Source organism: Rhodoligotrophos appendicifer, from assembly GCF_007474605.1.
Lineage (GTDB): Bacteria > Pseudomonadota > Alphaproteobacteria > Rhizobiales > Im1 > Rhodoligotrophos > Rhodoligotrophos appendicifer.
On the sequence record NZ_VHKL01000003.1, the window covers coordinates 177016 to 198868 of the forward strand.

The following is a 21853-nucleotide window of genomic DNA, read 5'->3' on the forward strand; positions in this document are numbered from 1 at the left end:
GATTAACCTGCCTGCCTGCACCCTCGGCTTTTCTCTATCCCGTGGCATTTACGCCATTGGGTCGAAAATACCACTCTACAGCCTCGATAAACCGTAAAGCCAAAGCTTACTTGTCGGTTGCGACATCGAGCCGCTTGTCGATCACTTTATCGATAAGCCCGAACTCTTTAGCGGATTCTGCTGTCATGAAATAATCGCGGTCGAGCGCCTTCTCGATCGCCTCTACCGGCTGCCCGGTATGGCGAGAATAGATCCTGTTCAGACGAGCACGGACTTCGAGAATTTCTTTGGCATGTAATTCGATGTCCGAGGCCTGACCCTGGAAACCGCCCGAGGGCTGATGCACCATGATTCGCGCGTGTCGCAACGCAAAGCGCATGTCCTTCTCCCCGGCGCATAGCAGCAGCGAGCCCATGGACGCCGCTTGGCCGATGCAGGTCGTTGAGACTGCCGGTCGGATGAACTGCATGGTGTCGTAGATCGCCAGCCCCGATGTCACCACTCCGCCGGGCGAATTGATGTACATCGAGATTTCCTTTTTCGGATTCTCCGACTCCAGGAAGAGGAGCTGTGCCGTGACCAGCGTCGACATATGATCTTCGACGCCGCCGGTGACGAAGATGATCCGCTCCTTCAACAGGCGCGAATAAATGTCATAGGCGCGTTCGCCGCGGTTGGTCTGCTCGACCACCATCGGCACGAGCGTGTTCATGTAGATATCGTGCGGATCGCGCATAGGGCTTAAGGCCTCGCAGGAAAGGGGACCCGGAGCGAGAAGCCGATCTCGACCGGGGTCAGGCCGCCGGAGAGCGGCCTCGACTAATATGGTGGTCCGAACGCCGCCCGCAAGTTCCGAGCACCGACGAGTGAGGCTTCGCTCCACTCCCTGCTGATAAGTGCTTCGCGGCTGGGGCGCAAGGGCCACGACCGCTTAGGGACGAGTGGGTCATTCCGGCGGCGCGGCGGCGCATCCGCGATACCGCGCCGGATCGTTGAAAAGGGTCAGCCCCGCGCCTATTCAGCGTCCTTGGACTTGGCCTTCTTGGCGGCGGGCTTCTTTGCTGGCTTGTCGTCGCTGGCGGCCTCGGCAGCCTTCTTCTTCGGCGCAGCCTTCTTCTTGGCCTTGGGTTCGCCCTCGTGATCATGATCGTGGTCGTGGTCGTGGTCGTGCCCATGGTCGTGATCATGCCCATGGTCGTGATCGTGCCCATGGTCGTGATCGTGCCCATGATCGTGGTCGTGATCATGATGATGATGGGTGTGATCATGACCGTGATGGTCGTGATCGTGCTCGGCATCCGGATCCGTAAACAGCTCTTCACGGCTGACGGGCTTTTCCGTGACCTTGGTCTGCTCGACGATGTGATCGACCACCTTCTGCTCGAAGATTGGCCCGCGCAGCTCCAGCATCGCATTGGGATTGTTGCGATAGAACTCGAACACCTGCCGCTCCTGGCCGGGGAACTGCCGGGCTCGGTTGATCATCGCCGCCTGCAGCTCCTGATCGGCGATCTGGACATTCGCCTGTTCCCCGATCCGCCCCAGCAGGAGGCCCAACCGAACGCGCCGTTCGGCGATCTTGCGATATTCGGTCCGCGCTTCTTCCTCGGTGGAATTCTCGTCTTCGAAGCTCTTGCCCTCGCGCTCCATTTCCGAAGACAGCGCGCGCCAGATCTGGTTGAACTCGTTCTCGACCAGCTTTTCCGGCAATGTGAAGCTGTACCGCTCGTCGAGCCGGTCCAGCAGCTGCCGTTTCAGCTTGGTCTTCGACATCTGTTCGAATTCGCCGCCGATCTGCTCGCGGATCTTCTCCTTGAGGGCATCCGCGCTGTCGAGGCCAAGCTTCTTGGCGAACTCGTCGTCGATCACGAGTTCCTTGGGCGCGGCCACTTCCTTTACCGTGACGTCGAACGTCGCAGGCTTGCCGGCCAGCGTCGCCACGCTGTAATCCTCGGGGAAATTCACATGGACCTTCGTGATCTCGCCGGCCTTGAGCCCGATCAGCTGATCCTCGAAGCCGGGAATGAACGTATTCGACCCGAGCTCGAGTTTCGCGTCGGTACCCGTGCCGCCCTCAAAGGCCACCCCGTCGATCTTGCCGACGAAATCGATCGTCACCTGGTCCCCGCTCTTCGCGGTGGCACCCTCTTCGCGTGGCTCGAATTCGCGGTAGTTGCGCGACAGCGTGCCCAGGGCTTCCTCCACATGGGCATCTTCGATCGCCGCGACTTCCTTCTCGAGCTCGACCGTCGACAGATCGCCGATCTCGAAGGCCGGGACGATCTCGAAGCTCATGGTGAAGGCAAGGTCGGCCTTGCCTTCCATCACCTCTTCGATCGCGTCCTTTTCTTCAGGCAGCGCGATCTGCGGCTGGTAGGCGGGCTTCTCCTCGCGCTCGGCGATCGCCTTCTGGCTCGAATCGTCCACGCTCTTCTGGACCACTTCCGCCATCAGTGACCGGCCATAGAGGCGCTTCAGATGCGGCACCGGGACCTTGCCGGGCCGAAATCCGCGCACCCGCACCTGGTCCTTGATTTCGTGCAGCTTGGCCTGGAGCTGCTGTTCCAGCTCGCTTGCGCCAATAATCACCTTAAGCTCGCGCTTCAGGCCCTCGTTAAGGGTCTCGGTCACCTGCACGTCGCAAATCCTTCTTGTTCCAAATGGGGCGCCCAGCACTCAGGGTCCGGCGCGGCCTGCCGTTTTCGCGCGGTCGCATAACGCCGCATCCGGATCGAGCCTTGCATGGTGCGGGCGGAGGGACTTGAACCCCCACGGGCTAAGCCCACGAGGACCTAAACCTCGCGTGTCTGCCAATTCCACCACGCCCGCGGGTCGCGCAAGGCGTCCGGTCCGGCTGCTGCATAAGTCGGGCGCCTCTATAACACAATGACTTTCACGCGCGCCAGCGCTGAAAATCATCTGCAGCCATTCGAAACTGGGACGGCGATCCTCCTCTCTATCGGTTCAACAGCCAAGCCAGGCTGGCGATATAGCCGCTGAGGAACAGCGCGATGATCAGAGCATGCAGTGACGGCGCGCCATTGTTGTAAATCATCAACGCAAGCCAGCCCCCCATCACCGGAAGGACGAATTTTGCCATCTTTGGAGTTCTCCCTGCCCCCTGTTCCGTTTCGGAACAAGGCGGCCTCTTCGGCTCTTGATGCGGGATCGGGGAGCAAGCCGCCTGCCAACATGGCCCTTTCGTGGCGACATCAAGTTTTGGTGAGGCCCAACCGCGTCGCCAATCTCGCTACATCCACGTCTCCGGCGGTAAGGTTAGGTTGGTAAACGGCCCTCCCCACTCCTCCAGAACCGGGAAGGTTCCGGCCGCTACCCCTCGGATGAGATGCAAATTCTCCTGGTCGGCTCTTGGGCAATTATTGACATCGAGCGTCGGCTCCAGGATCGCGGGAAGCCCGTCCGCAGCCATCCGCGGATTGGCATATCCGATCCGCGCCATATGGGGCGCCGCTGCTTCGTGGTGGATCACATTGGTTCCGAGCACAGTCTCTCCGCCGACGAGGAAGGCGCGCCAGCCGATCTTGAGATTTGGATCCTGAAAGCGGCTCAGGCTCGAGATCCCGGGGCTGCCCATGGCGTGCAGCATTTCATGGACCACGACGTCCGTCGATTGGAAGGGCACCTCCTTGTATTCGGCGGTGAAGTAGGAGTGTCCTTTTTGGTTTTGTCCGAACACGACCACCCCCAACCCCCATGAAAGACATTCCCCGCGTCGGCATTGAAATGGACCTGCAGCTGTTGTGGTTCAGACATGAAGCGATTGACCACCGACTGGAAGGTCGGCGAGCTCTCGTAAAACTTGGTGAGTGTCGGGATCAGTCCCTGCGGCGTGATGGGGCCGTCCGCATAGCCATGCGCCGGCGCAAGGCTCGAGCTGTTCAACAGGTCAGCGCCGCCAAACTTCAGTGTCCTGCTGAAGAACGCCGCCACGTCCCCCACCACCCCGGGTTTTGCGGATGAGACGATCTGGGTCAATGTCTCGGCATCGGCGCGCAGGACCGGGTAGAGAACCCCGCTATGCGAGGCTTGGACGTAGTTCGAACTGCTGTACATCGGAACCACCGTACTTTTAAAATACTTAGAAATACCAATGGGATGGGTTCCTGGTTTTGAGAATCCACCCAGGCTGACGGCATCATGCGGATGTGGGCGACATTTAGGAAGCCGGTCGCATTGAAACATGCTGCCCCAGTCTCGCCTCGATTATGCGCGACATCACCAGAGAATTCAATCCCAGGTTGTGTCTCCCCTGTGCTCAACGACCAGCCTGTCAGCTTCTGGTGGCGACATGCCTTTGCTCGATAGCGGGAACGTTAATTTTACCGACTATCCCAATTACCGTCAGGTTCAGCTCCCGAGCGGAAGCTTCATTGCCCATCTCGGCGACGTGTCGGCGATCGATACTGTCGTCGCCCTGTCGCGCCCCGTGCCCACCCAGAATCTTGGATATGCCCTGTCCCGGCATTTGACCTTCTCCGGTGCGGGCCTGTTGGAGGGAAGCAGCTCGAGACCCGCTGACGGACGGCTCACACCGGGGACCGTCCTCGACATCGTCACGGAGGCGGGTCGCAATTCCATCCTCTTCGCCCATGTCGCCAACCTCTATTTCGATGAGGCGAAATACAAATCACTCCCGATCCAAATCGGCACAGAGAACAATTTCTACCGCCTTGGCCATAGCATTGGGCTTAAGGAGAGAGCCTCTGGTTTTGACTTCACGGAGGACTTTGGTGTGGGGCGACCAGTTCACACGGATCCGGTCGTGCATGAGATGCTCCATGCGCTCGGGGGGCGCGTCTCCGCTCACCAGTTGAGGATAGCAGACCCTGCCCCTGCTTTCCACAGTGCGCCAATTTCGTTGGTGAAAGGCGGCGGGGCCGTAGCAGCGACGAATGTGGTCCAAAGTCAGATGGGCATCCCCTTCACTGTGCGCCAGGGCTATGCAGCGGCACCCGGGCCCGAGCCTATTCCCGGTCTTTGGCGCAAACAGATTTTCGAGGCCACAAGGGGGGCGGAGGAAGAGGGCTTGAAGCTTGTGCATGAAATTGCGGGCGGAACCACTCCCGATCTTTCGAAGTGGGATGCTTCCTGGCTGTGACGGCTCTGGGGCGCTGCGGCGAAGAGGCTCCAGCCCGGGCTCAGACGAAACGCCTCAGCACGTTCGGTAGCATCTCCGGCAGGTCCTCGGCGATCAGTCCCGGGCCGAAGGCCGTTCCTGCCTCCCCATGCAGCCACACCCCGGCGCAGGCCGCCTCATATCCCGGCATCTTCTGGGCCAGCAGGCCCAGGATGATCCCGCCGAGCACGTCGCCACTGCCGGCCGTGGCCAGAATCGCGGGTGCGTTTGCTGCGATCGCCACGCGCCCATCGGGTGCGGCCACCACCGTATCCGGCCCCTTCAGCACTACGATCGCTCCAGAGGCCTTAGCCGCCTTCGCCGCAACCTTGCATTTCGAATCAGAAGATCCGGACAACCTGCCGAAAAGGCGTGAGAATTCGCCCTCATGGGGCGTCACCACCACGGCCCGATCTGGTCGGGCCTTGATCGCAGTGAAAAGATCCTCTGGCCGGTCTGCAAAACTCGTGAGCGCATCCGCATCCAGCACCGTTGCAGCCCCGCTGGCGAGGCAGGCGATGACCTTGTCCGCAGTGCCCCTCCCGACCCCTGCCGCGGGCCCGATGAGCACGGCGTTGCGACGCTTGTCCCTGAGCTGCAGCTCGAGATCCTTGGCGTCATTGGCCTGCGTCACCATGATCGCGGTGAGATGGTGGGCGAGCACGCCGACGGCATCCTCGTCGCCCGCCATGGTAACCAGCCCGGCCCCCGCCCTCAACGCGGCCCTCGCAGCGAGCCGTGCGGCGCCCGTGTGCAGCCGCGGTCCGGAGACGACCAGCGCATGGCCGCGACTATATTTATGGCCGAGAGGGTCGAGCGTTGGCCATGAAGGGTGCCAAAGCGCCGGCACGTTTTCCCGGGCGCGGGGCTGGATGGTCTTCAGCACGGCAGCCTCAATACCGATATCGACGACGCGGATCTCCCCGCACAAGCCGCGACCGGGATAAAGCAGATGCCCTGGTTTCTTGCGGAAGAAGGTGACCGTGGCGGCGGCTTTGACGGCGACCCCGCGAATTTGGCCGCTATCGCCGTCGATGCCGGAGGGCACATCGACCGCCACCACGGGTCGGCCGCTTGCATTGAGGGTCTCCACGACCCTGCGCGCCGCACCATCAAGGTCGCGCGCGAGGCCCGCGCCGAACAGCGCGTCGATGATCACCGACGCGGTTCCGAGATCGAGCTCCTCGGCCCCTGCGACCGGGTCGGTCCATAATGCAGCCATGGCGGCCGCATCGCCTCTCAGCGCCGCACGCGACCCCAGCAATCCGACGCGGACGACCCGACCGGCCGCCTTCAGAAGCCGCGCAGCGACGAAGCCGTCGCCACCATTATTGCCGGGCCCGCACAGGACTGCGACCGCTCCTTCGGGCCAGCCTTGCAAAACCGCCTCGGCGACAGCGCGCCCGGCTTCCTCCATGAGGGAAATGCCGCTCACGCCGCCGGCGATGGTGCGGGCGTCCGCCTCCCGCATTTCCGCATTCGTCAGAAGCTCTGAGCCCAGTCCCACAGCACACCCTCCCATCTGATTAATTTCGCCGCATTCGCCTAATTTTTAATCGTCCCTTCCTGCTGCTTTTTTCCTTCTGTTGCAGTCCTTCCTTTCAGTGATAGGCTAACCTCCTGAGGCTAAACAATCTTCATGTGGGCTTGCGGTCTGGCACGGCGACTGCATTCTGATGCGCCGAGCACTGCAACGCGGCGTGCTTCCCATGGAGCACGGGCCCATGGTGAGGCTAATCCTGAAGAACGAACAAGGACGGGGCGTATGAAGAAGATTGAGGCGATCATAAAGCCGTTCAAGCTCGACGAAGTGAAGGAAGCGCTCCAGGAGGTCGGCCTTCAGGGGATCACCGTGACGGAAGCGAAAGGCTTCGGCCGTCAGAAGGGCCATACCGAGCTGTATCGCGGCGCTGAATATGTCGTCGATTTTCTGCCTAAGGTGAAGATTGAAGTGGTGCTGTCTGACGAGCTGGTCGAAAAGGCAGTGGAGGCGATCCAGAATGCAGCCAAGACAGGGCGCATCGGCGATGGCAAGATCTTCATCACCACCGTTGAGGAAGCGATCCGCATCCGCACCGGCGAGACCGGCACCGACGCTCTCTGATCTCATCGGCCGGCTCGCTTCTTCCGCCGCGGGGAAGAGGGCCGGATGACTATACCTCTGCAAGACAAGTGAAAAAGGGGACTTTCTATGACGACCGAACACACGGCGGAGTCCGTGCTGAAGACCATGAAGGAAAAGGACATAAAGTTCGTTGACCTTCGCTTTACGGATCCCAAGGGCAAGCTGCAGCATGTGACCATGGACGCCAGATTGGTAGACGAGGACATGTTCGCCGAGGGGGTGGCCTTTGACGGCTCGTCGATCACCGGCTGGAAAACGATCGACAAGTCCGACATGCTGCTCATGCTCGATCCCGCGACGGCGCATCTGGACCCCTTCTACGCCCAGGCGACGCTCGGCATCTTCTGCGACGTCCTGGAGCCGACCACCGGCGAGGCCTATGAACGCGACCCGCGCACCACGGCGAAGAATGCCGAGGCCTATCTGAAATCGACCGGGATCGGCGATGCGGTCTTCTTCGGACCCGAAGCCGAATTCTTTATCTTCGACGACGTGCGCTTCTCGAGCGATCCCTATCACAGCTCCTTCAAGCTGGATTCGATCGAGCTGCCGACCAACACCAATACGGAATATGAGGTCGGCAATCTCGGCCACCGTCCGCGTATGAAGGGCGGGTATTTTCCCGTAAACCCCATCGACAGCTGCCAGGACATCCGTTCCGAGATGATCTCCGTTCTTGCCGACATGGGCGTGAAGACCGAGAAGCACCATCACGAAGTGGCCGCCGCCCAGCACGAGCTCGGTATTTTCCGCGAGACGATGACGAAGATCGCGGACGGCATGCAGCTCTACAAATATGTCGTCCACAACGTCGCCCATGCCTATGGCAAGACGGCCACCTTCATGCCGAAGCCGATCTTCGGCGACAATGGTTCCGGCATGCATTGCCACCAGTCGATCTGGAAGGCGGGCAAGCCGGTCTTCGCCGGCAATCAATATGCCGATCTGTCCTTGGAGTGCCTCTACTACATCGGCGGCATCATCAAGCACGCCAAGGCTCTGAACGCCTTCACCAACCCCACCACCAACTCCTATAAGCGGCTGGTGCCGGGGTATGAAGCGCCCGTCTTGCTGGCTTATTCCTCCAGCAACCGCTCGGCCTCCTGCCGCATCCCGCATTCCGCTTCCCCCAAAGGCAAGCGCGTCGAGGTGCGGTTCCCTGATCCGGCGGCCAATCCCTATCTGGCCTTCTCGGCCATGCTGATGGCGGGGCTTGATGGCATCCTCAACAAGATCCATCCCGGCGATCCGATGGACAAGGATCTCTACGACCTGCCTCCTGAGGAGCTGAAGCAGATCCCCCATGTCGCATCGAGCCTCACCGAGGCCTTGGATGCCCTTGAGGCCGATCATGAGTTCCTGACCAAGGGGCGCGTATTCACCGAAGGCCAGATTGAAGCCTATATCGCCATCCGCCGCGCCGAGCAGGAGCGCTTCCAAATGGCGCCCCACCCGGTCGAATATGACATGTATTACTCTGTCTGAGAGTGTAGCCCGTTGCTTTCCTTAGGTTCTAAGGAAATCAACCACTTACGTTGACGATTGGGTCAACAATGTGGTCGCCACGCTGGTCGAAATCGGCCAGTGTGGGGGCCACTTTTTTTTATGACGCTCCTCCAAATTCATCGAATGTCGATGCACCCTCCCCGCTGTCTCGAACGTTTCAAGCAGCCCCCATTCGAAACCGATCTTTACCGTCTCGAATATTACCGGACGCGAGCGGCAGCGCTAGTCGATCGCAAAATTGCCGGAGTCGAGAGCTATTAAATTCGCAGCAATGCGCTGCACTGCAAAAAATGCACTTGCTTATGTTGCAGTTGCTAACGCATCATGCTGAGGAGTGCGGGGGAGTATCGTCATGGTCGAGTTTTTGGCCTTCGGGGCAATTCTGATTTTCTTCTTCATGGTGAAATCTTACCTCACTGATTAGCGCCATTACCGAACTGGCCTTTCTGAGCCAGACTGACGGTTTTGACGGGCCTACTGCGGGCCGCCACAGGTTGGATCAGAAGCCCGTCGCTTGCAGACATGAAAGGTGTGCGCCTCGCTTCTGCGAGATTGTCACCCCGACCGGCCGCCATCAGGACCGGGCCGTGTTTGTCAGTTGGCTATGGGATTGGTCTCGCCAGCGCGCGTCATCAAGGGCATATTTCGCTGCAAGGGGCTTTTACCTCGTCCGGCACTGTTCATCACCCAGGGTGAGAAAACAATCCCGGCATTTTACTTGCACACCTTTCCTCAACGTTCCCAGAACGAAGCAAAAAGCGGTCTTTAAGCCGCTGAAAGCAGTGAGGAAACATGCTCCGTGGTAATTATTTGCTGAATTTTGACGCCGTCGCCAGTCCAGCAATGGGGAGTGACGCGGCCGGAGAACGATCCAAATCCACTCTGAACGCAGCGGGTTACCTTGCCGGCTGCATCATTTGTCTGTTCGCCCTTGCGGGCTGGGTTACGCATATTGTGGTCTGCATCACCACCGCTGCTTGGTGGTTTCTGGCTCTCGGGCTTTTCGTGTTCCCGGTCGCCATACTGCATGGTTGGGTGTCCTGGTTTCTTCCCATCCTGTGACAAAAACCCGATGCCTAGGGTTCTAAATGCCGATGAGATCCTGATCGTTGTCCCTGCAGAAGCACGATCACACCTGCCAGAGCGATCAAAGCGATACCCGTCAAACGAATGGCCGTCGGCACTTCGCCGAAGAACAGATACCCCCACAGAAACCCCCAGATGAGGGCGGTATATTCGAAGGGTGTCACAGCCTTGGGCTGGGCGACCGAATAGGCCTTGGCCAGGCAGTAAAATCCGATCGTTGCGATGACGCCCAAACCGAGCATGAGCCCTGCGTCTGTCAGCGATGGCCATATCCACGGCCGAGTGAGGAAGGCAAGATTGGAAGGTGTCCCTGTGGCCATCCAGCCATTGCCGAAGAAGAGGCCGAGCAGACCGCTCGCAACCACATAAAACCCTGTCGTGAACAGCGCCATCGTTCCCGCCGAGTCCGTCGTCCCGAGCTTGCGAGCGGTGATTTGGCCCAGCGCGTAGGCGGCTGCGGAGAAGACGGCCAGCACAGCCGCTGTGTTGAGAATGCCCGCGGTCGGATCTGCAACAATGACCACGCCTGCAAAACCGACCAGGATCGTGAGCCACTGCACGGGGCGAACATGCTCCCTGAGGAAGGGCCCGGAGAAAATGGCGATGAAAATCGGGCCTGTGTAGAACAGGGAGACGGCATCGGCCATTGGAAGGACTGCGAGCGCCAAATAATAGGTGGTGTAGGAAATGAACATGAGCGCCGCTCGGACGCATTCCAAGCCGGTTCGCTTCGTTGCGAAGCCGGCTCGTCCGTCCAAGAAATAGAGCAGAGCGATGATGAGAGGCAGTGAAGCAACAGATCGAATGAACACGATCTGATGCACGGGGTAATCTCCGCTCATCCATTTGATGGCGATGTCCTGCAGCGAAAAAACGGCAATTCCGCCCACCAGGAAAGTGGCGCCGCTGGCCAATCCCTTTTGAGGAGCGGAAGCCGAAGGAAGCGCAATCGCCATGGCCGAAGAGCCTTAACAGAATGAGGAAGAGCTTGGACGATAGTCAGGCTGCGCTTGGCGCGGCAGCGTCGCAGGTGCCTAGCACAGTTTCCGTCTGAAGGTCTCGCGCGCTTGGGGATGCGGGCCCAGAGCAAAACGCCCCTGCCCTGGGTCTAGCGGAGCAGTGTCTTCGACAGGCTCGGCAACTGCCTCAAGAAGCGCTCGCGAACGCGGAGTCCGCCACCGGTTCCCTGACCCTCAGCCTGTTCAAGTCGGGCAAAGACGATCGTCCGACTATTCTTTTCTCCCCATCCGACAAACCACCCATAGGCATGATCGCGATCGAAACTGCCGTCGACCCGCCTGGGAAACGCCGAGCCCGTCTTGCCATGGACGCGCATGCCATCGGGCAAGGGCATCATTTCGACGGTTTCATACACCTTGTCGAAAACGCCTGGAGCAACGGGGAGCGTCCGGTTGACCAGTTTCCACAGGAACTGCACCTGCTCCTCGGGTGAGACCTTCAACGACGACGAGATCCAGGCCCGCTCCAAGCCATTCCTCTTGCCGGGGTCGCCGGAGAAATCCGCATTGCCAAATCCGAACGCGGACGCATAACGCTCCAGACGTTCTGTCCCGAGTTCACCTGCAAGAAGTCGGGAGTACCAAACGACTGAATATTCTAGCCACCGCTTCGGATCTGTTGGCTGCCTCCAGACACCCCCGAGCCAATCCGCATAGCCATCCTTGAAGGGCAGTTCCGGTGAATGAGGATCTTTGAGAAAGCCTGAGTCGAACCCCATGACGGCGAGGGCGATTTTGGTCGTGGAAGCGGGTGTCACTCTCGTTTTGCAATCGCCCTGCTCCATCAGGACTTTGCCATCGGCAGCGTCCGCCACGATCGTACAGATCTCCTTAGCCTGCGCTGGGATTGAGAGAGCAGCCAGCAGGATGAGAAGGGCAGTCAGTTTGAGGGAAATCTTCCTCACAGGCATCTTCGAGACGGCTGTGCGCAGGGGCTCAGTTGAACGGGGGGCTCAGAGTAATCTTTAGCCTTGCGGTCGTGGCGAAGCCCCGCATACCGAGAAGGCAATTCGCGAAAAAGAGACATGATGCGCGAGGAATTTGACGGCGGCATGAATGAGGCCGCCTTCGGGATGAAGGCGGCCAGGAAACTTAGGGTCGGATGACGACAGTGGGTCCGCCCCCTGCCCACCAAGGTGTGCGGTACCAGTATCCCTGATAATAATGGCCGTACCCATTCCGCTTTGCCCGATAGCGTGGTCCGTAGCGATCTCGGCTGTAGACCACCTTACGCTTCGTTACGACTTTGCCGTTCCTGTATTTCTTTTTGGTCACGACCTTCTTCGTGGCGACCGGTTGTACGAGGTTCGACTCCACGGTGGAGAGGTTCACTGGGGCTGGTGTTAAGACTGCAGCCGATGCTGTTCCGCCGATGAGCGCGACTGAACCGCTCAAAAGTGATGCAACAAGAAGATGCTTGATCATCCTATAACTTCCTCGTGATTGTCTCGATGAAAACGAACGACCGCAGCAATAGTTCCTCCCCAGAAGGCGCTCGCCGAGGCCCGGGGTTCCGAGCCACAGCAGGCGGAGCGGCCGAGGGGAAGACGCGGAGGTGGCGCGAGGCGCCACCTCCGACATCAAGTCGGACCCTGATGGGCCGATGGGCTGTCTCAAGTACGTTTTGCCCGACTCGTTTGCTTGTTTGCAGCGGCTTCGGCAAGGGCCGGGGCTTCTTGGATGTTTGCAGCACCGCCCATGTCGCCATTCTTGGTGCGGCCGGCGCCGGGGCCCGCGCCCAGGTCGGCACCGGTTGTCGGATCGGATGAGGTGTCGGACATGGTCCGTTCCATCATCTGTGTGGCGACCTTCTTGTCTTTCGAGCTGAGCGTCACGGTCGCCATTCCGTCGCCGTCGTCAGCCGGCATGACCTCTTCGAGATTGTCGACCCGGTCCCATTCGTCGCCGGAATTCCATGGTCCGGTGGCGTCCCCTTCCCCCTGGGAGGTATTGACATACATGCTGGCATATTTCGCGATCCCCGGCAGCTTGCCCGTCGGGAAGTTGTTCTCGATGGCGTAGAGCGCCTTCTCGAATGACTTCTGATGCGCCACCTCGCGCGTCATGAGGAAGCCGAGGGCGTCCTTGATGCCGGGATCGTCGGTGATGTTGATGAGGCGCTCATAGACGATCTTGGCCCGCGCTTCGGCCGCGATGTTGGACCGCAGATCGACCGTGGGCTCGCCCCGGGAATCGACATAGGCGGCGGTCCAGGGGACGCCGGCGGAGTCGCACAAGGCCGGTCCGCCGCCGAAGAGGATCGATTGCTTGGCTGAGGCGCCGCTGGCACCGACCATCATGTAAAGGTCAGCCTCCTTCATCTGTCCTTCGGCAAGCTGTGCCTTCAGGCCTTTGTTGAGCATGGTGACGATGGAGCCGATCACCTCGAGATGGCTCAGTTCCTCGGTTGCGATATCGAGCAGCATATCCTTGCGGCCCATATCGTCCTCAGCCAGCCCTTGGGTGAAATACCGCATGGCGGCAGCGAGCTCGCCGTCGGCGCCGCCGAACTGTTCCATGATCATGCAGGCCAAGCGCGGATCGGGCTCGGACACACGAACGGTGTATTGCAGTCTTTTATTGTGCATGAACATTGAGGGACCTCCTTGATGATCCGCAAACTCACCCTGTGGGGACGAGTTCCACTTTGTAGAAACGGGAAGCCGCATCGCACCGCTCACCAGCGTGAAAGCCCGAGTTCCTGCTGGCCGTTGTGAGACAACCCCGTCATCATGTAGAGAGATGCGCTTGGAGCAGATGCAGGGGGGCAGAATGCTCGCCCATGGTCACTGCCGCCCGAACCGAGGCCTGAAATGACGGATCTATCCTCCTGGACCGGCGTCCCGCGTCCGCAACGACAGGTGCTGGAGGGACGATATGTCCGCCTCGAGCCGCTGGACCCGGCGCGCCATGGAGATAATTTGCTGGAATCTGCCCGGCAGCCCGGCGCAGATGATCGTTTCCGCTACCTGTTCGAGGAAACCCCTGCGGATGGCGCCGCCTTCGACCCTTGGCTCATCAAGGCCTCGTCCTCAGAGGATCCTCTGTTCTTCGCCGTGATCGACCGGCGCACCAACCGCGCGGAGGGTCGCCAGTCGCTGATGCGGATCGACACCGTGCATGGCGTCATCGAAATCGGCAATATTCTTTGGGGCCCCGCCATCGCGCGCAGCCGCATCGCGACGGAAGCCCTCTATCTTTTTGCCGCCTATGCCTTCGACAGTCTGGGCTATCGGCGTTTCGAGTGGAAATGCAACGATCTCAACGAGCCGTCAAAGCGCGCCGCTCAACGCTTTGGCTTTGCCTTCGAGGGCGTCTTTCGTCAGCACATGGTCACCAAAGGCGGCAATCGTGACACGGCCTGGTTCGCGATGATCGACAGCGACTGGCCGCAGATCAGGGCAGGATACGAAGCATGGTTGCAGCCGGAGAATTTCGACGCCACCGGTGAACAGCGCAGTAAACTGGCTGTCTCATGACGCGGCCGAGAATAACACCATGGCTTCGAACAGATCGTTGGAACGCCGTTGGCCACCGGGTTCGAAGGCTATGCTGTCGACTGACGCCGGGTAAGAAGAGCCGGTGAATCGCATCGTAACCCGTCCTGAGCGCCTATATGCAGCGGCCGCCATCCACCGGGAGCGACATGCCTGTCACCATGGATGAGGCGTCGGAGGCAAGCCAAAGGGCGGCCGCAGCAACATCTGCGGGCTCGACCAGCCGTCCCAGGGGGATGCCCTGACGGATCTGTTCCCAGGTCTCGGCATCGTCGTGATCGCCGATGAAGGCCTTGATCAGCGGAGTCCGCGAGATCGCAGGACAAATGCAGTTGACCCGGACCCTGTCCTCCGCCACTTCGAGGGCGAGCGCTCGGGTCATGGTGATGACCGCTCCTTTCGAGGCCGAATAGGCGACAGCGCCGGCCCGGGGACGTAGCGCGCTGCCGGATGCGATGTTGATGATGTTTCCCCGCGACCGTGATCGGAACAAGGGAAGCACGGCGCGGCAGCACAGGAATACGCCGGTGACATTCACCTGGAACAGGTCGTTGAATTCTGCCAGGGACGTGGACTCCAGGCGGCCGGCCGGACCAACGGTCCCGGCATTGTTGATCAGGATATCGACGGCGCCGAAGCGAGTCTTGGCAGCCTCGACTATCCGCTCAGCATCCTCCTCTCGCGTGACATCCGCCAGGACAGGCAGCAGGCGATCGCCCTCTGGTTGCCGCCCGACTTGACGATCGACCGCGACGATCGCGGCTCCATGGGCCAGGAACTGCGAGACCATCTCAGCGCCAAAGCCCGAAGCGGCGCCCGTGATGATGGCGGTCTTTCCAGCAAGCATGGTCAGCCCTGTTCGGTTTTGTCCTTGGTAGATTGCTGGGTGAGCCGGTCGAAGTTAATGAATCTGGCGCTGGCAAAGAGAACGATCAGGGTCACGATGACGAGACCCGAGGCCACTGCCGTGAGCTGCGGATCCAAGGGCGAGAAACGCAGCGCATCGAAGATGCGGACCGGCAGAGTGACGACCCTTGGCGTATTGAGGAAGATTGAGATCGACGCGTCGCTGAAGGAGACGAGAAAGGCCAGTCCCCAACCGACCACGAGACTCCAGGAGACCAGCGGCAGCGTGACATGGCGGAAAGTGCGCAAGCGGCTGGCTCCCAGACTGCGAGCAGCCTCTTCCAGGGTCGGATTGACGAGACGAAGGCCGGCACCGATCAGGGTCACCGCATAGGGTGTGACCAGCACGATATGGCCGGCGATCAGCGCGAAGACCGTGCCGCCAATGCCAATCCGGGTATAAGTCTGGAGAAAACCAAAGCCGAGGACCACGGAAGGCATCATCATCGAGGAGACGACCAGAAGCCAGAGGACGACGTTCATCCGTGTTCGGTACCGGATGAGGGCGATGGAGACGGCAAGCCCCACGAGGCCCGCGACCGTCGAGGCAAGACCGGCAATTCCAAGGCTGAGACCGAAGGAATCGATCATCTCGGGTCGGTCGAAGACTTGCGAATACCACTGGAGGGTCAGTCCCACTGGCGGAAAGACCACATATTGGGTGGTGGTCAGCGAGCCCAGCGTGATCGCGGCGATGGGAGCCAGGAGGAGAATCTGTACGAGGCCGACATAGGCGTAGAGGGCGCCGCGGCTGAAGCGTCCTCCAAGACCTTCGGATCCGGACATGTCAGTTCCCTCCGTCCGCGGCGATCGACCGCCTGCGCGCCAGGGCACCATTCAACATCTCAAGGCCACGCCAGCCACTGAGAATTCCCGTGGTGCAGACCACGAGAATCACCGACATGCAGGCGGCAAACGGCCAGTTCAGGAGCGACATGCCCTGCTGATAGATGAGCACCGACATGACCTTGACCTGCGGCCCGGCGACCAGGGCCGGAACGGCATAGGCGCTCATGCTCAGTGAGAAGACGATCAGACTTCCGGCAGCAAGCCCCGGCAGGCTCAGGGGCAGGACGATGGCCATGAACGCGCGGCGTCCGCTGGCTCCGAGACTGCGCGAGGCCAGGACGAGGTTCCAGTCGAGACTGCGCAGCGAGGCCGAGACCGCGAAGATCATGAAGGCGCAATTGGCGTAGACGAGGCCCAGGACCAGTGTGAACTCACGGAAGACCAGCTTGACTGGGCTGTCGACGAGACCCAAGCCGATAAGGGTGTCGTTGACGATACCCTTTGTGCCGAGAATGATGAGCCAGCCATAGGCGATGACCACAGGGCTCGTCACCATCGGCACGATCAGGACGATGAGCATGAAGGTGCGGAACCGGCTTTCGGTTCGGGCAATGAAATAGCTGATGGGATAGCCGGCGACGGCGCAGATAACGGTGATCATCAGGGAAATCCTGATCGTGCGCCAGAGAACGCCGAGGTAGAAGGAATCGGTCAGGAACTTCGTATAGAAGTCGAACTGGAAGGCTGAAGAGGCGCCCGTGATCGGATCGAAACGGTCGAGGCTGCCCCGGAAGAGTTGATAGACCGGCAGTCCGTAGAGGACGGCGAAGAGGATGATGGGGAGCAGGGCCAGCAACAGCCACTGCAGATGACCGGATGATCCCGATGACGGCTGGCTCATCGCGCGCCACCGGAGAAGATCAGGGTATCCGCAATGTCCCACGCGACATGCACGCGGTCCCCTGCCCTAAAGGCAGAGTTGCGACCTCCTGTGGACCAGACGTGCAGTACCAGCGCCCCGACTCGAACCCGGTATTCCATCCTATGGCCGATATACTGGGAGCGCTCGACGACACCCTCAAGATCGGTCGAGCTGGACGGCGCGTTGTGTGACGGCCCTTGAGCACTCAGTCTGACGCGTTCGGGGCGAATGAGAAACCGGACGGAAGAGGCATCCGGCGTGCGGGGGCTGTCCTTGACACCGACAGAGCCAAGGCCCTCGATCTTCACTGAAGGATGGCCGCCGGCCGTGCTGTAAACGCCATCAAAGGCATTGGAACCGCCGACAAAGGTTGCCACAAACTCGTTGCTCGGAGCCTCGTAGATGTCGGAGGGTGACCCGACCTGCTCGATCCTGCCTGCACGCATCACGATGATGCGGTCGGCGATCGCCATGGCTTCCTCTTGGTCATGGGTGACCATGATTGTAGAGATGCCCAGTCGCTCGAGGAGTTCCAGCAGCTCGCTGCGCATCTCCAGCCGCAGGCGGGCGTCGAGGTTGCTAAAGGGCTCGTCGAGAAGCAACAGGCTGGGCTGAATGATGACGGCACGCGCGAAGGCGATGCGCTGCTGCTCGCCGCCGGAGAGCATGGCAGGCTTCTTGGCCCCCGCGTTTGGGAGACGCACGAGCGTCAGCGCATCGCTCACGCGGGCGCGAATTTCGCTCTCGCTCTTCCCCCGCATCCGCAAGCCGAATGCGACGTTGTCATAGACCGTTAGGTGGGGGAACAAGGCGTAATTCTGGAACAGAATGCCGATGTTTCTGTGCTCGGGCTGGACGCCGAGCATGCTGCGGCCTTCGATGGAGAGCCGGCCGCTTGTCGGCGCCGTAAAGCCGGCAATGACCCTGAGGCAGGTGGTCTTGCCGCAGCCGGAGGGACCTAAGAGGCAAACCCGTTCCCCTGACGAGACCTGGAAGCTGACTGAATCCAGTGCGCGCTGCTCTCCAAATGTTACGACGAGTTCGTCGATTCTCAGGTAATCCGGCTTTTGAATAGGCCCTCCACTGAGTGATCCTGTCGATTTTTCCCCGCTGGCCCCGATGGGTTTGTAGATCGTCATCACCCCTGCGCCCCGCCGTCCATCACCAATCTCGTCATGACAGGCCGGCGGCGGCTGAGTGCCTGCCGGCAGCGACGGTCGGCGCGCTATGATGGGCGCTGGAGGACAGCATCGGCAAGACTTCCGTTCCGAACAGTTCCATCGATCGGAGGGCTGAGCGATGCGGCAGTGAACCGAATTGGAACATGAAGCTCACATGCGTTGGGTTTAGCAGCTGAAAGTCTTCCGCCAGGATCGAGGCGACCCGCTCGGGGCTGCCGATGGGGGAGAATTCGATGATCTCTTCCAATGACGGCTCGTCGCGGAAGGGAAGTTCACGCAGCATGGCGCCGTCTAGTTGCTCCGCATTGGCCCGAAGTCCTGCTCCGAGACGCAATGTGTAGCGAATATTCTCCGCCGCCTTGATCTCCTCGTTACGGTTCTTGGTGACATAGATGAAGCGCTGAGTGGCAAAGGCCATATCTTCGGGAGAGCGTCCGACCGACGTCCAGATTTTTGCGATCGCCTCCTTCGATTTCAGAGTCGTGGAGGCGGGTCGGTGATGCTGGCCGATGAAGGGCACGTAATTGTTGCGGGCGATCCGCTCCTGAATTGAGATGTCCTGGGTCAAGCCAGCCACATAGACCTGCGGCATCGGCTTCTGCTGTGGCTGGAGGCCGATCGGTGTGTGGTCGATTTTGAAGTGCTTGCCCTGATAGTGGATCTCGCCGGTCCGATAGGCCATTTCGATCATATCGAGCAGCTCGCTGAACATGGCGGGGCCGTCCTTCAGATCGCGACCGAACTGCCTGAACTCATAGTTCTGGTATCCGCCGCCCACACCCAACTGCAGGCGCCCGTCACTGATCTGGTCGACAAAGGCGATCTCCTCGATCAGACGCACGGGCTCATAAAGTGGAAGAACGAGAACCGCAGGGCCGACATTGATCCGCTTCGTTCGTGCTGCGCAGTAGGCCGACATGATCAGAGGTGACGGGATCATGCAGTAATTTGAAAAATGATGCTCGGCGAACCACACCGTATCGAAATCGAGCTGTTCCGCCATCTGGCAGAGTTCCATCGAGTCCAGGGCGAGCTGCTGGGGCGATTTGCTCGTGTCACGCCGCGGCATTAGGTTGAAGAGGCCGAAATTCATTGTGCTTGTTCCCATTGCGTGCTCGTGCGGGGTCAGACGCCCACGATCGTGTCGCCGCCATTCGGGCTTAGAACCTGGCCGGTGACGAAGCTGGCTTCCGAGGATGCGAGGAAGATCACCGGGTAGGACATTTCCTCCGGCTCCGCCAAGCGGCCGAGGGGGATTGCCTTGGCCTGCGCTTTCACGGCCTCGAGGCCGTCGACCTCCACCTGCATTTCGGTTTTCACAGCGCCGGGAGCCACGGCGTTGACGCAGATGTTGTGCGGCGCGAACTCCTTCGCCCAAGCCTTGGTGAGTCCGAGGATCGCTGCCTTGGCGGCACAGTAGGTCGCGCCGAAATGATGGCCGGTCATGCCCCAGATGGAGGAGATGTTGACAATCCTGCCCGACCGGCGGGCAATCATGCCCGGTACCGCGGCCTGGGTCGTGAAGATCGTCCCTTTGACATGGACTCCGAACATGCGCTCGTAGAGGTCCTCGGTGATACCGTCCAGCCCTGCGCGCTCGGCGGAAATTCCGGCATTATTGATCAGGATGTCGATACCGCCGAACTCGGCTTCCCCTCGCCGGACCACGTCCTGCATGTCGCCGGGCTTGGAGACGTCGCCGCAGGCGACGAGGCACCGGCCACCCTTGTCCCGAATGCGCCTTGCAGTCTCCTCGGCCCAGGCCTCGTTGATGTCATGGATGACGACGGCCGCCCCACGGGCTGCGAGAATTGCGGCGTGCGACCGTCCCATGCCGCGACCCGAGCCGGTGATCAACGCCGTCTTGCCGGTAAAGTCAGCCACGTTTCGCTCCTGGTTACAAGGGTTCCGGACGCGACCGTCAAACGGCCGTCGACCATGTCGGGTCGCTGTGCTTCTGCCAGTAGAGATCGAGGATGGCGCTGGTCACGGTGCCGACCCCGCCATTGCCGACAGGCGCGCCATCGATCTCCGTGACCGGCATGACTCCGCCCGCCGTGGATGTGATGAACACCTCATGGGCACCGCGCAGGGCGTCCGCCGTGAGCGTCCCTTCGCGAAGGTTGATGCCGAGTTCCTTGGCCAAATCCTTTGTGATGCCGCGAGTGATGCCTTCAAGAACGCCGGCGGCAGGGGTCAGAAGGGCGCCATCGGCGACGGCGAAGATGTTGAAGCCGGGGCCCTCGGTGATATTGCCGTCGAGATCGACGAGCACCGCGTTCTCGGCGCCGCGGTCATAGGCTTCGAACATCCCGCTGACCAGATCGAGCCAATGATAGTTCTTGATGCGCGGATCCACTGATTGCGGAGCAATGCGCGGAATCTTGCTGATGATCAGCTTCAGCCCGCGCCGGCGCTGCTCCTCGTTGGCGATCCAGCCGAAGGGAATGGCGAAGGCGATGAAATTGTTGCGGGCGTCGCGTGGATCGCGGCTGAAGGTGGGCGAGATGCCCCGGGTGCAGATCATCTCGACATAGGCGTCTTCGAGGCCGGAGCGGCGAACGCATTCATGGAGGATTTCGATCAGCCTCGCACGATCGAAGGGAAGGCTGAGCCGCATCCGCTCCAGATTCAACAGGAAGCGGTCGATATGCCGGTCTTCGCAAAAGAACCGCCCTTTCCAGACATGGACCACGTCGTAGGTGGCGTCTGAGCGCAGGAATCCCCAATCAAGGACCGATAGCTTCGCCTCTGCGATCTCGCAGAACTCGCCATTGGCGTAAGCTGTGCCAGGCGGGTAGCGGAGTGTTCCCGCATTTGTGGAAGATTGCTGGTCCAAAATCATAGCCGTCGCTCTCGCCTCAGTGGTTTTCTCAACGGACTGTGCCGCCGTCGACCATGATGTCTTGGCCGGTGATGTAGCTGCTGTCGCTGTCGGCGAGGAAGCCAACCGTACGGGCGACTTCCTCCAGGGTGCCAGCCCGTTGGAGCGGGATGTTCCCCACGAGCTCCGCAGGCCACGAGTGATTGTCCAGAAAGCCTGGCATGACGTTGGTCATGCGAATGCCGTCGCGGCCGTAGCGAGAGGCATATAGCTTCGCGAAGCCGGTGAGGGATCGTCGGACCGTCGCCCCGAAGGGATAGGCCACGCAGGGTGCCACGGCAAACGCACTTGAGATATTGACGATCGACCCGCCCCCCGCAGCCTGCATGTGGGGCGTGACGATGCGCGCCATGCGCACCACCGGAAGGAACTGGAGGTCCATCATGGCGTGCCAGTCCTCGTCCGGGATCTCCAGCAAATATCCGTCGGGGGACAGCTCATAGGAACTGCGTTCCGGTGACGTCGACCATGTGGGATTGCCTGTGCTGTTCACCACCGCATCGATTCGTCCATGCTGCGTCATCGCAAGGTCGACGAGGGCCGCCAGGTCCTCGGTCTTCTCCACCGAGCCCGTAACAGCATGGCCGTCGAGCTCCGCGGCGACGGCGGCGGCCGAACCCGACAAGGACATGAGCACGACGCTGAACCCGCGCCTCGCCATCTCCCGGGCACAGGCGGCACCGATCCCCCGCCCCGCCCCCGTAAGGACCGCCACACGCCGATCACCCACTCTGATACTCCTGCCGCTGCCGAGCCATCCGATGCCGAGAAGATGCGGGGAACCCTGTGGTCCCCGCGCCG

22 protein-coding genes and 1 tRNA gene are annotated in these 21853 nt (G+C 60.7%); 5 read left to right on the plus strand and 18 right to left on the minus strand.

The window, feature by feature from the left end; all coding sequences use genetic code 11:
• Positions 1–106 precede the first annotated feature (106 nt).
• The 5 genes from clpP to FKM97_RS07735 all read right to left on the minus strand — a co-directional run bounded on the left by clpP (position 107) and on the right by FKM97_RS07735 (position 3697).
• Positions 107–736, minus strand: coding sequence for an ATP-dependent Clp endopeptidase proteolytic subunit ClpP (gene clpP / locus FKM97_RS07720; RefSeq protein WP_144291832.1), 630 nt, complete (start codon positions 734–736; stop codon positions 107–109).
• A 278-nt stretch (positions 737–1014) separates the two neighbouring features.
• Positions 1015–2631 (minus strand): trigger factor, encoded by a 1617-nt coding sequence (gene tig / locus FKM97_RS07725; RefSeq protein WP_246104987.1) that lies wholly within the window; start codon positions 2629–2631, stop codon positions 1015–1017.
• 112 nt (positions 2632–2743) lie between these two features.
• A tRNA-Leu gene (locus FKM97_RS07730) sits at positions 2744–2829 on the minus strand.
• Between the two features lie 127 nt (positions 2830–2956).
• Positions 2957–3100, minus strand: a complete 144-nt coding sequence (locus FKM97_RS26245; protein WP_170240810.1) for a hypothetical protein — start codon at positions 3098–3100, stop codon at positions 2957–2959.
• 150 nt (positions 3101–3250) lie between these two features.
• Complete coding sequence (locus tag FKM97_RS07735) at positions 3251–3697, minus strand: hypothetical protein (RefSeq protein ID WP_144291834.1); 447 nt, start codon at positions 3695–3697, stop codon at positions 3251–3253.
• Positions 3698–4309: 612 nt separating this feature from the next.
• Between FKM97_RS07735 and FKM97_RS07740 the strand changes: the two genes are divergently transcribed.
• Positions 4310–5119, plus strand: coding sequence for a hypothetical protein (locus FKM97_RS07740; RefSeq protein WP_144291835.1), 810 nt, complete (start codon positions 4310–4312; stop codon positions 5117–5119).
• Positions 5120–5159: 40 nt separating this feature from the next.
• On the opposite strand, the gene FKM97_RS07745 is transcribed toward FKM97_RS07740, so the two are convergent.
• Positions 5160–6644: an NAD(P)H-hydrate dehydratase gene (locus FKM97_RS07745; RefSeq protein WP_281290081.1), complete on the minus strand. Its 1485-nt coding sequence runs from the start codon at positions 6642–6644 to the stop codon at positions 5160–5162.
• A 258-nt stretch (positions 6645–6902) separates the two neighbouring features.
• On the opposite strand from FKM97_RS07745, the gene FKM97_RS07750 reads away from it, so the two are divergent.
• From FKM97_RS07750 to FKM97_RS07760, 3 genes are all read left to right on the plus strand, one after another.
• Complete coding sequence (locus FKM97_RS07750) at positions 6903–7241, plus strand: P-II family nitrogen regulator (protein WP_144291837.1); 339 nt, start codon at positions 6903–6905, stop codon at positions 7239–7241.
• 87 nt (positions 7242–7328) lie between these two features.
• On the plus strand, positions 7329–8747 hold the full coding sequence (glnA, locus tag FKM97_RS07755) for a type I glutamate--ammonia ligase (protein ID WP_144291838.1): 1419 nt from the start codon (positions 7329–7331) through the stop codon (positions 8745–8747).
• An 813-nt stretch (positions 8748–9560) separates the two neighbouring features.
• Complete coding sequence (locus tag FKM97_RS07760) at positions 9561–9830, plus strand: hypothetical protein (protein WP_246104988.1); 270 nt, start codon at positions 9561–9563, stop codon at positions 9828–9830.
• Positions 9831–9844: 14 nt separating this feature from the next.
• Here the strand turns inward: FKM97_RS07760 and FKM97_RS07765 are convergent, their stop codons facing one another.
• From FKM97_RS07765 to FKM97_RS07780, 4 genes are all read right to left on the minus strand, one after another.
• Positions 9845–10810, minus strand: coding sequence for a DMT family transporter (locus FKM97_RS07765; protein ID WP_144291839.1), 966 nt, complete (start codon positions 10808–10810; stop codon positions 9845–9847).
• Positions 10811–10962: 152 nt separating this feature from the next.
• The gene (gene blaOXA / locus FKM97_RS07770; protein WP_144291840.1) at positions 10963–11784 is read right to left on the minus strand and encodes a class D beta-lactamase; all 822 of its coding nucleotides are present in this window, start codon (positions 11782–11784) and stop codon (positions 10963–10965) included.
• A 181-nt stretch (positions 11785–11965) separates the two neighbouring features.
• The gene (locus FKM97_RS07775) at positions 11966–12148 is read right to left on the minus strand and encodes a hypothetical protein (protein WP_144291841.1); all 183 of its coding nucleotides are present in this window, start codon (positions 12146–12148) and stop codon (positions 11966–11968) included.
• 338 nt (positions 12149–12486) lie between these two features.
• Entirely contained in the window at positions 12487–13467 is a 981-nt protein-coding gene (locus FKM97_RS07780) for a manganese catalase family protein (RefSeq protein ID WP_144291842.1), read from the minus strand.
• A gap of 219 nt (positions 13468–13686) precedes the next feature.
• Here FKM97_RS07780 and FKM97_RS07785 point away from each other — a divergent pair, with 219 nt between their 5' ends.
• A complete protein-coding gene (locus tag FKM97_RS07785; RefSeq protein WP_144291843.1) occupies positions 13687–14352 on the plus strand; it encodes a GNAT family N-acetyltransferase in 666 nt (221 codons plus the stop codon).
• 133 nt (positions 14353–14485) lie between these two features.
• Here FKM97_RS07785 and FKM97_RS07790 read toward each other — a convergent pair whose 3' ends face one another.
• Genes FKM97_RS07790 through FKM97_RS07825 form a run of 8 tightly spaced genes read right to left on the minus strand, consistent with a single transcriptional unit; the run spans position 14486 to position 21782 of the window.
• On the minus strand, positions 14486–15217 hold the full coding sequence (locus FKM97_RS07790) for an SDR family oxidoreductase (protein WP_144291844.1): 732 nt from the start codon (positions 15215–15217) through the stop codon (positions 14486–14488).
• 2 nt (positions 15218–15219) lie between these two features.
• Positions 15220–16062 carry an ABC transporter permease gene (locus FKM97_RS07795; protein WP_170240811.1) on the minus strand — a complete coding sequence of 281 codons (843 nt, stop codon included), beginning with the start codon at positions 16060–16062 and terminating at the stop codon, positions 15220–15222.
• Between the two features lies 1 nt (position 16063).
• Positions 16064–16966 carry an ABC transporter permease gene (locus tag FKM97_RS07800; RefSeq protein WP_144291846.1) on the minus strand — a complete coding sequence of 301 codons (903 nt, stop codon included), beginning with the start codon at positions 16964–16966 and terminating at the stop codon, positions 16064–16066.
• Positions 16963–18126, minus strand: coding sequence for an ABC transporter ATP-binding protein (locus FKM97_RS07805; RefSeq protein WP_144291847.1), 1164 nt, complete (start codon positions 18124–18126; stop codon positions 16963–16965). Before FKM97_RS07805 ends, FKM97_RS07800 begins: the two co-directional genes overlap by 4 nt.
• Positions 18127–18160: 34 nt before the next feature.
• The gene (locus FKM97_RS07810) at positions 18161–19276 is read right to left on the minus strand and encodes an LLM class flavin-dependent oxidoreductase (RefSeq protein ID WP_144291848.1); all 1116 of its coding nucleotides are present in this window, start codon (positions 19274–19276) and stop codon (positions 18161–18163) included.
• Between the two features lie 17 nt (positions 19277–19293).
• Positions 19294–20052 carry an SDR family NAD(P)-dependent oxidoreductase gene (locus FKM97_RS07815; protein WP_144291849.1) on the minus strand — a complete coding sequence of 253 codons (759 nt, stop codon included), beginning with the start codon at positions 20050–20052 and terminating at the stop codon, positions 19294–19296.
• Between the two features lie 37 nt (positions 20053–20089).
• Positions 20090–21013, minus strand: a complete 924-nt coding sequence (locus tag FKM97_RS07820) for an aminotransferase class IV (protein WP_144291850.1) — start codon at positions 21011–21013, stop codon at positions 20090–20092.
• A gap of 28 nt (positions 21014–21041) precedes the next feature.
• Positions 21042–21782, minus strand: a complete 741-nt coding sequence (locus tag FKM97_RS07825; RefSeq protein WP_144291851.1) for an SDR family oxidoreductase — start codon at positions 21780–21782, stop codon at positions 21042–21044.
• Between the last annotated feature and the right edge of the window lie 71 nt (positions 21783–21853).

Coding starts and splice junctions, on each gene's coding strand:
- FKM97_RS07750 (WP_144291837.1), top strand. CDS start 6,903: ATGAAGAAGATTGAGGCGATCATAAAGCCGTTCAAGCTCGACGAAGTG.
- FKM97_RS07810 (WP_144291848.1), bottom strand. CDS start 19,276: ATGGGAACAAGCACAATGAATTTCGGCCTCTTCAACCTAATGCCGCGG.
- FKM97_RS07805 (WP_144291847.1), bottom strand. CDS start 18,126: ATGACGATCTACAAACCCATCGGGGCCAGCGGGGAAAAATCGACAGGA.
- glnA (WP_144291838.1), top strand. CDS start 7,329: ATGACGACCGAACACACGGCGGAGTCCGTGCTGAAGACCATGAAGGAA.
- FKM97_RS07760 (WP_246104988.1), top strand. CDS start 9,561: ATGCTCCGTGGTAATTATTTGCTGAATTTTGACGCCGTCGCCAGTCCA.
- blaOXA (WP_144291840.1), bottom strand. CDS start 11,784: ATGCCTGTGAGGAAGATTTCCCTCAAACTGACTGCCCTTCTCATCCTG.
- FKM97_RS07780 (WP_144291842.1), bottom strand. CDS start 13,467: ATGTTCATGCACAATAAAAGACTGCAATACACCGTTCGTGTGTCCGAG.
- FKM97_RS07820 (WP_144291850.1), bottom strand. CDS start 21,013: ATGATTTTGGACCAGCAATCTTCCACAAATGCGGGAACACTCCGCTAC.
- FKM97_RS07765 (WP_144291839.1), bottom strand. CDS start 10,810: ATGGCGATTGCGCTTCCTTCGGCTTCCGCTCCTCAAAAGGGATTGGCC.
- FKM97_RS26245 (WP_170240810.1), bottom strand. CDS start 3,100: ATGGCAAAATTCGTCCTTCCGGTGATGGGGGGCTGGCTTGCGTTGATG.
- FKM97_RS07785 (WP_144291843.1), top strand. CDS start 13,687: ATGACGGATCTATCCTCCTGGACCGGCGTCCCGCGTCCGCAACGACAG.
- FKM97_RS07795 (WP_170240811.1), bottom strand. CDS start 16,062: ATGTCCGGATCCGAAGGTCTTGGAGGACGCTTCAGCCGCGGCGCCCTC.
- FKM97_RS07790 (WP_144291844.1), bottom strand. CDS start 15,217: ATGCTTGCTGGAAAGACCGCCATCATCACGGGCGCCGCTTCGGGCTTT.
- FKM97_RS07800 (WP_144291846.1), bottom strand. CDS start 16,966: ATGAGCCAGCCGTCATCGGGATCATCCGGTCATCTGCAGTGGCTGTTG.
- FKM97_RS07740 (WP_144291835.1), top strand. CDS start 4,310: ATGCCTTTGCTCGATAGCGGGAACGTTAATTTTACCGACTATCCCAAT.
- clpP (WP_144291832.1), bottom strand. CDS start 736: ATGCGCGATCCGCACGATATCTACATGAACACGCTCGTGCCGATGGTG.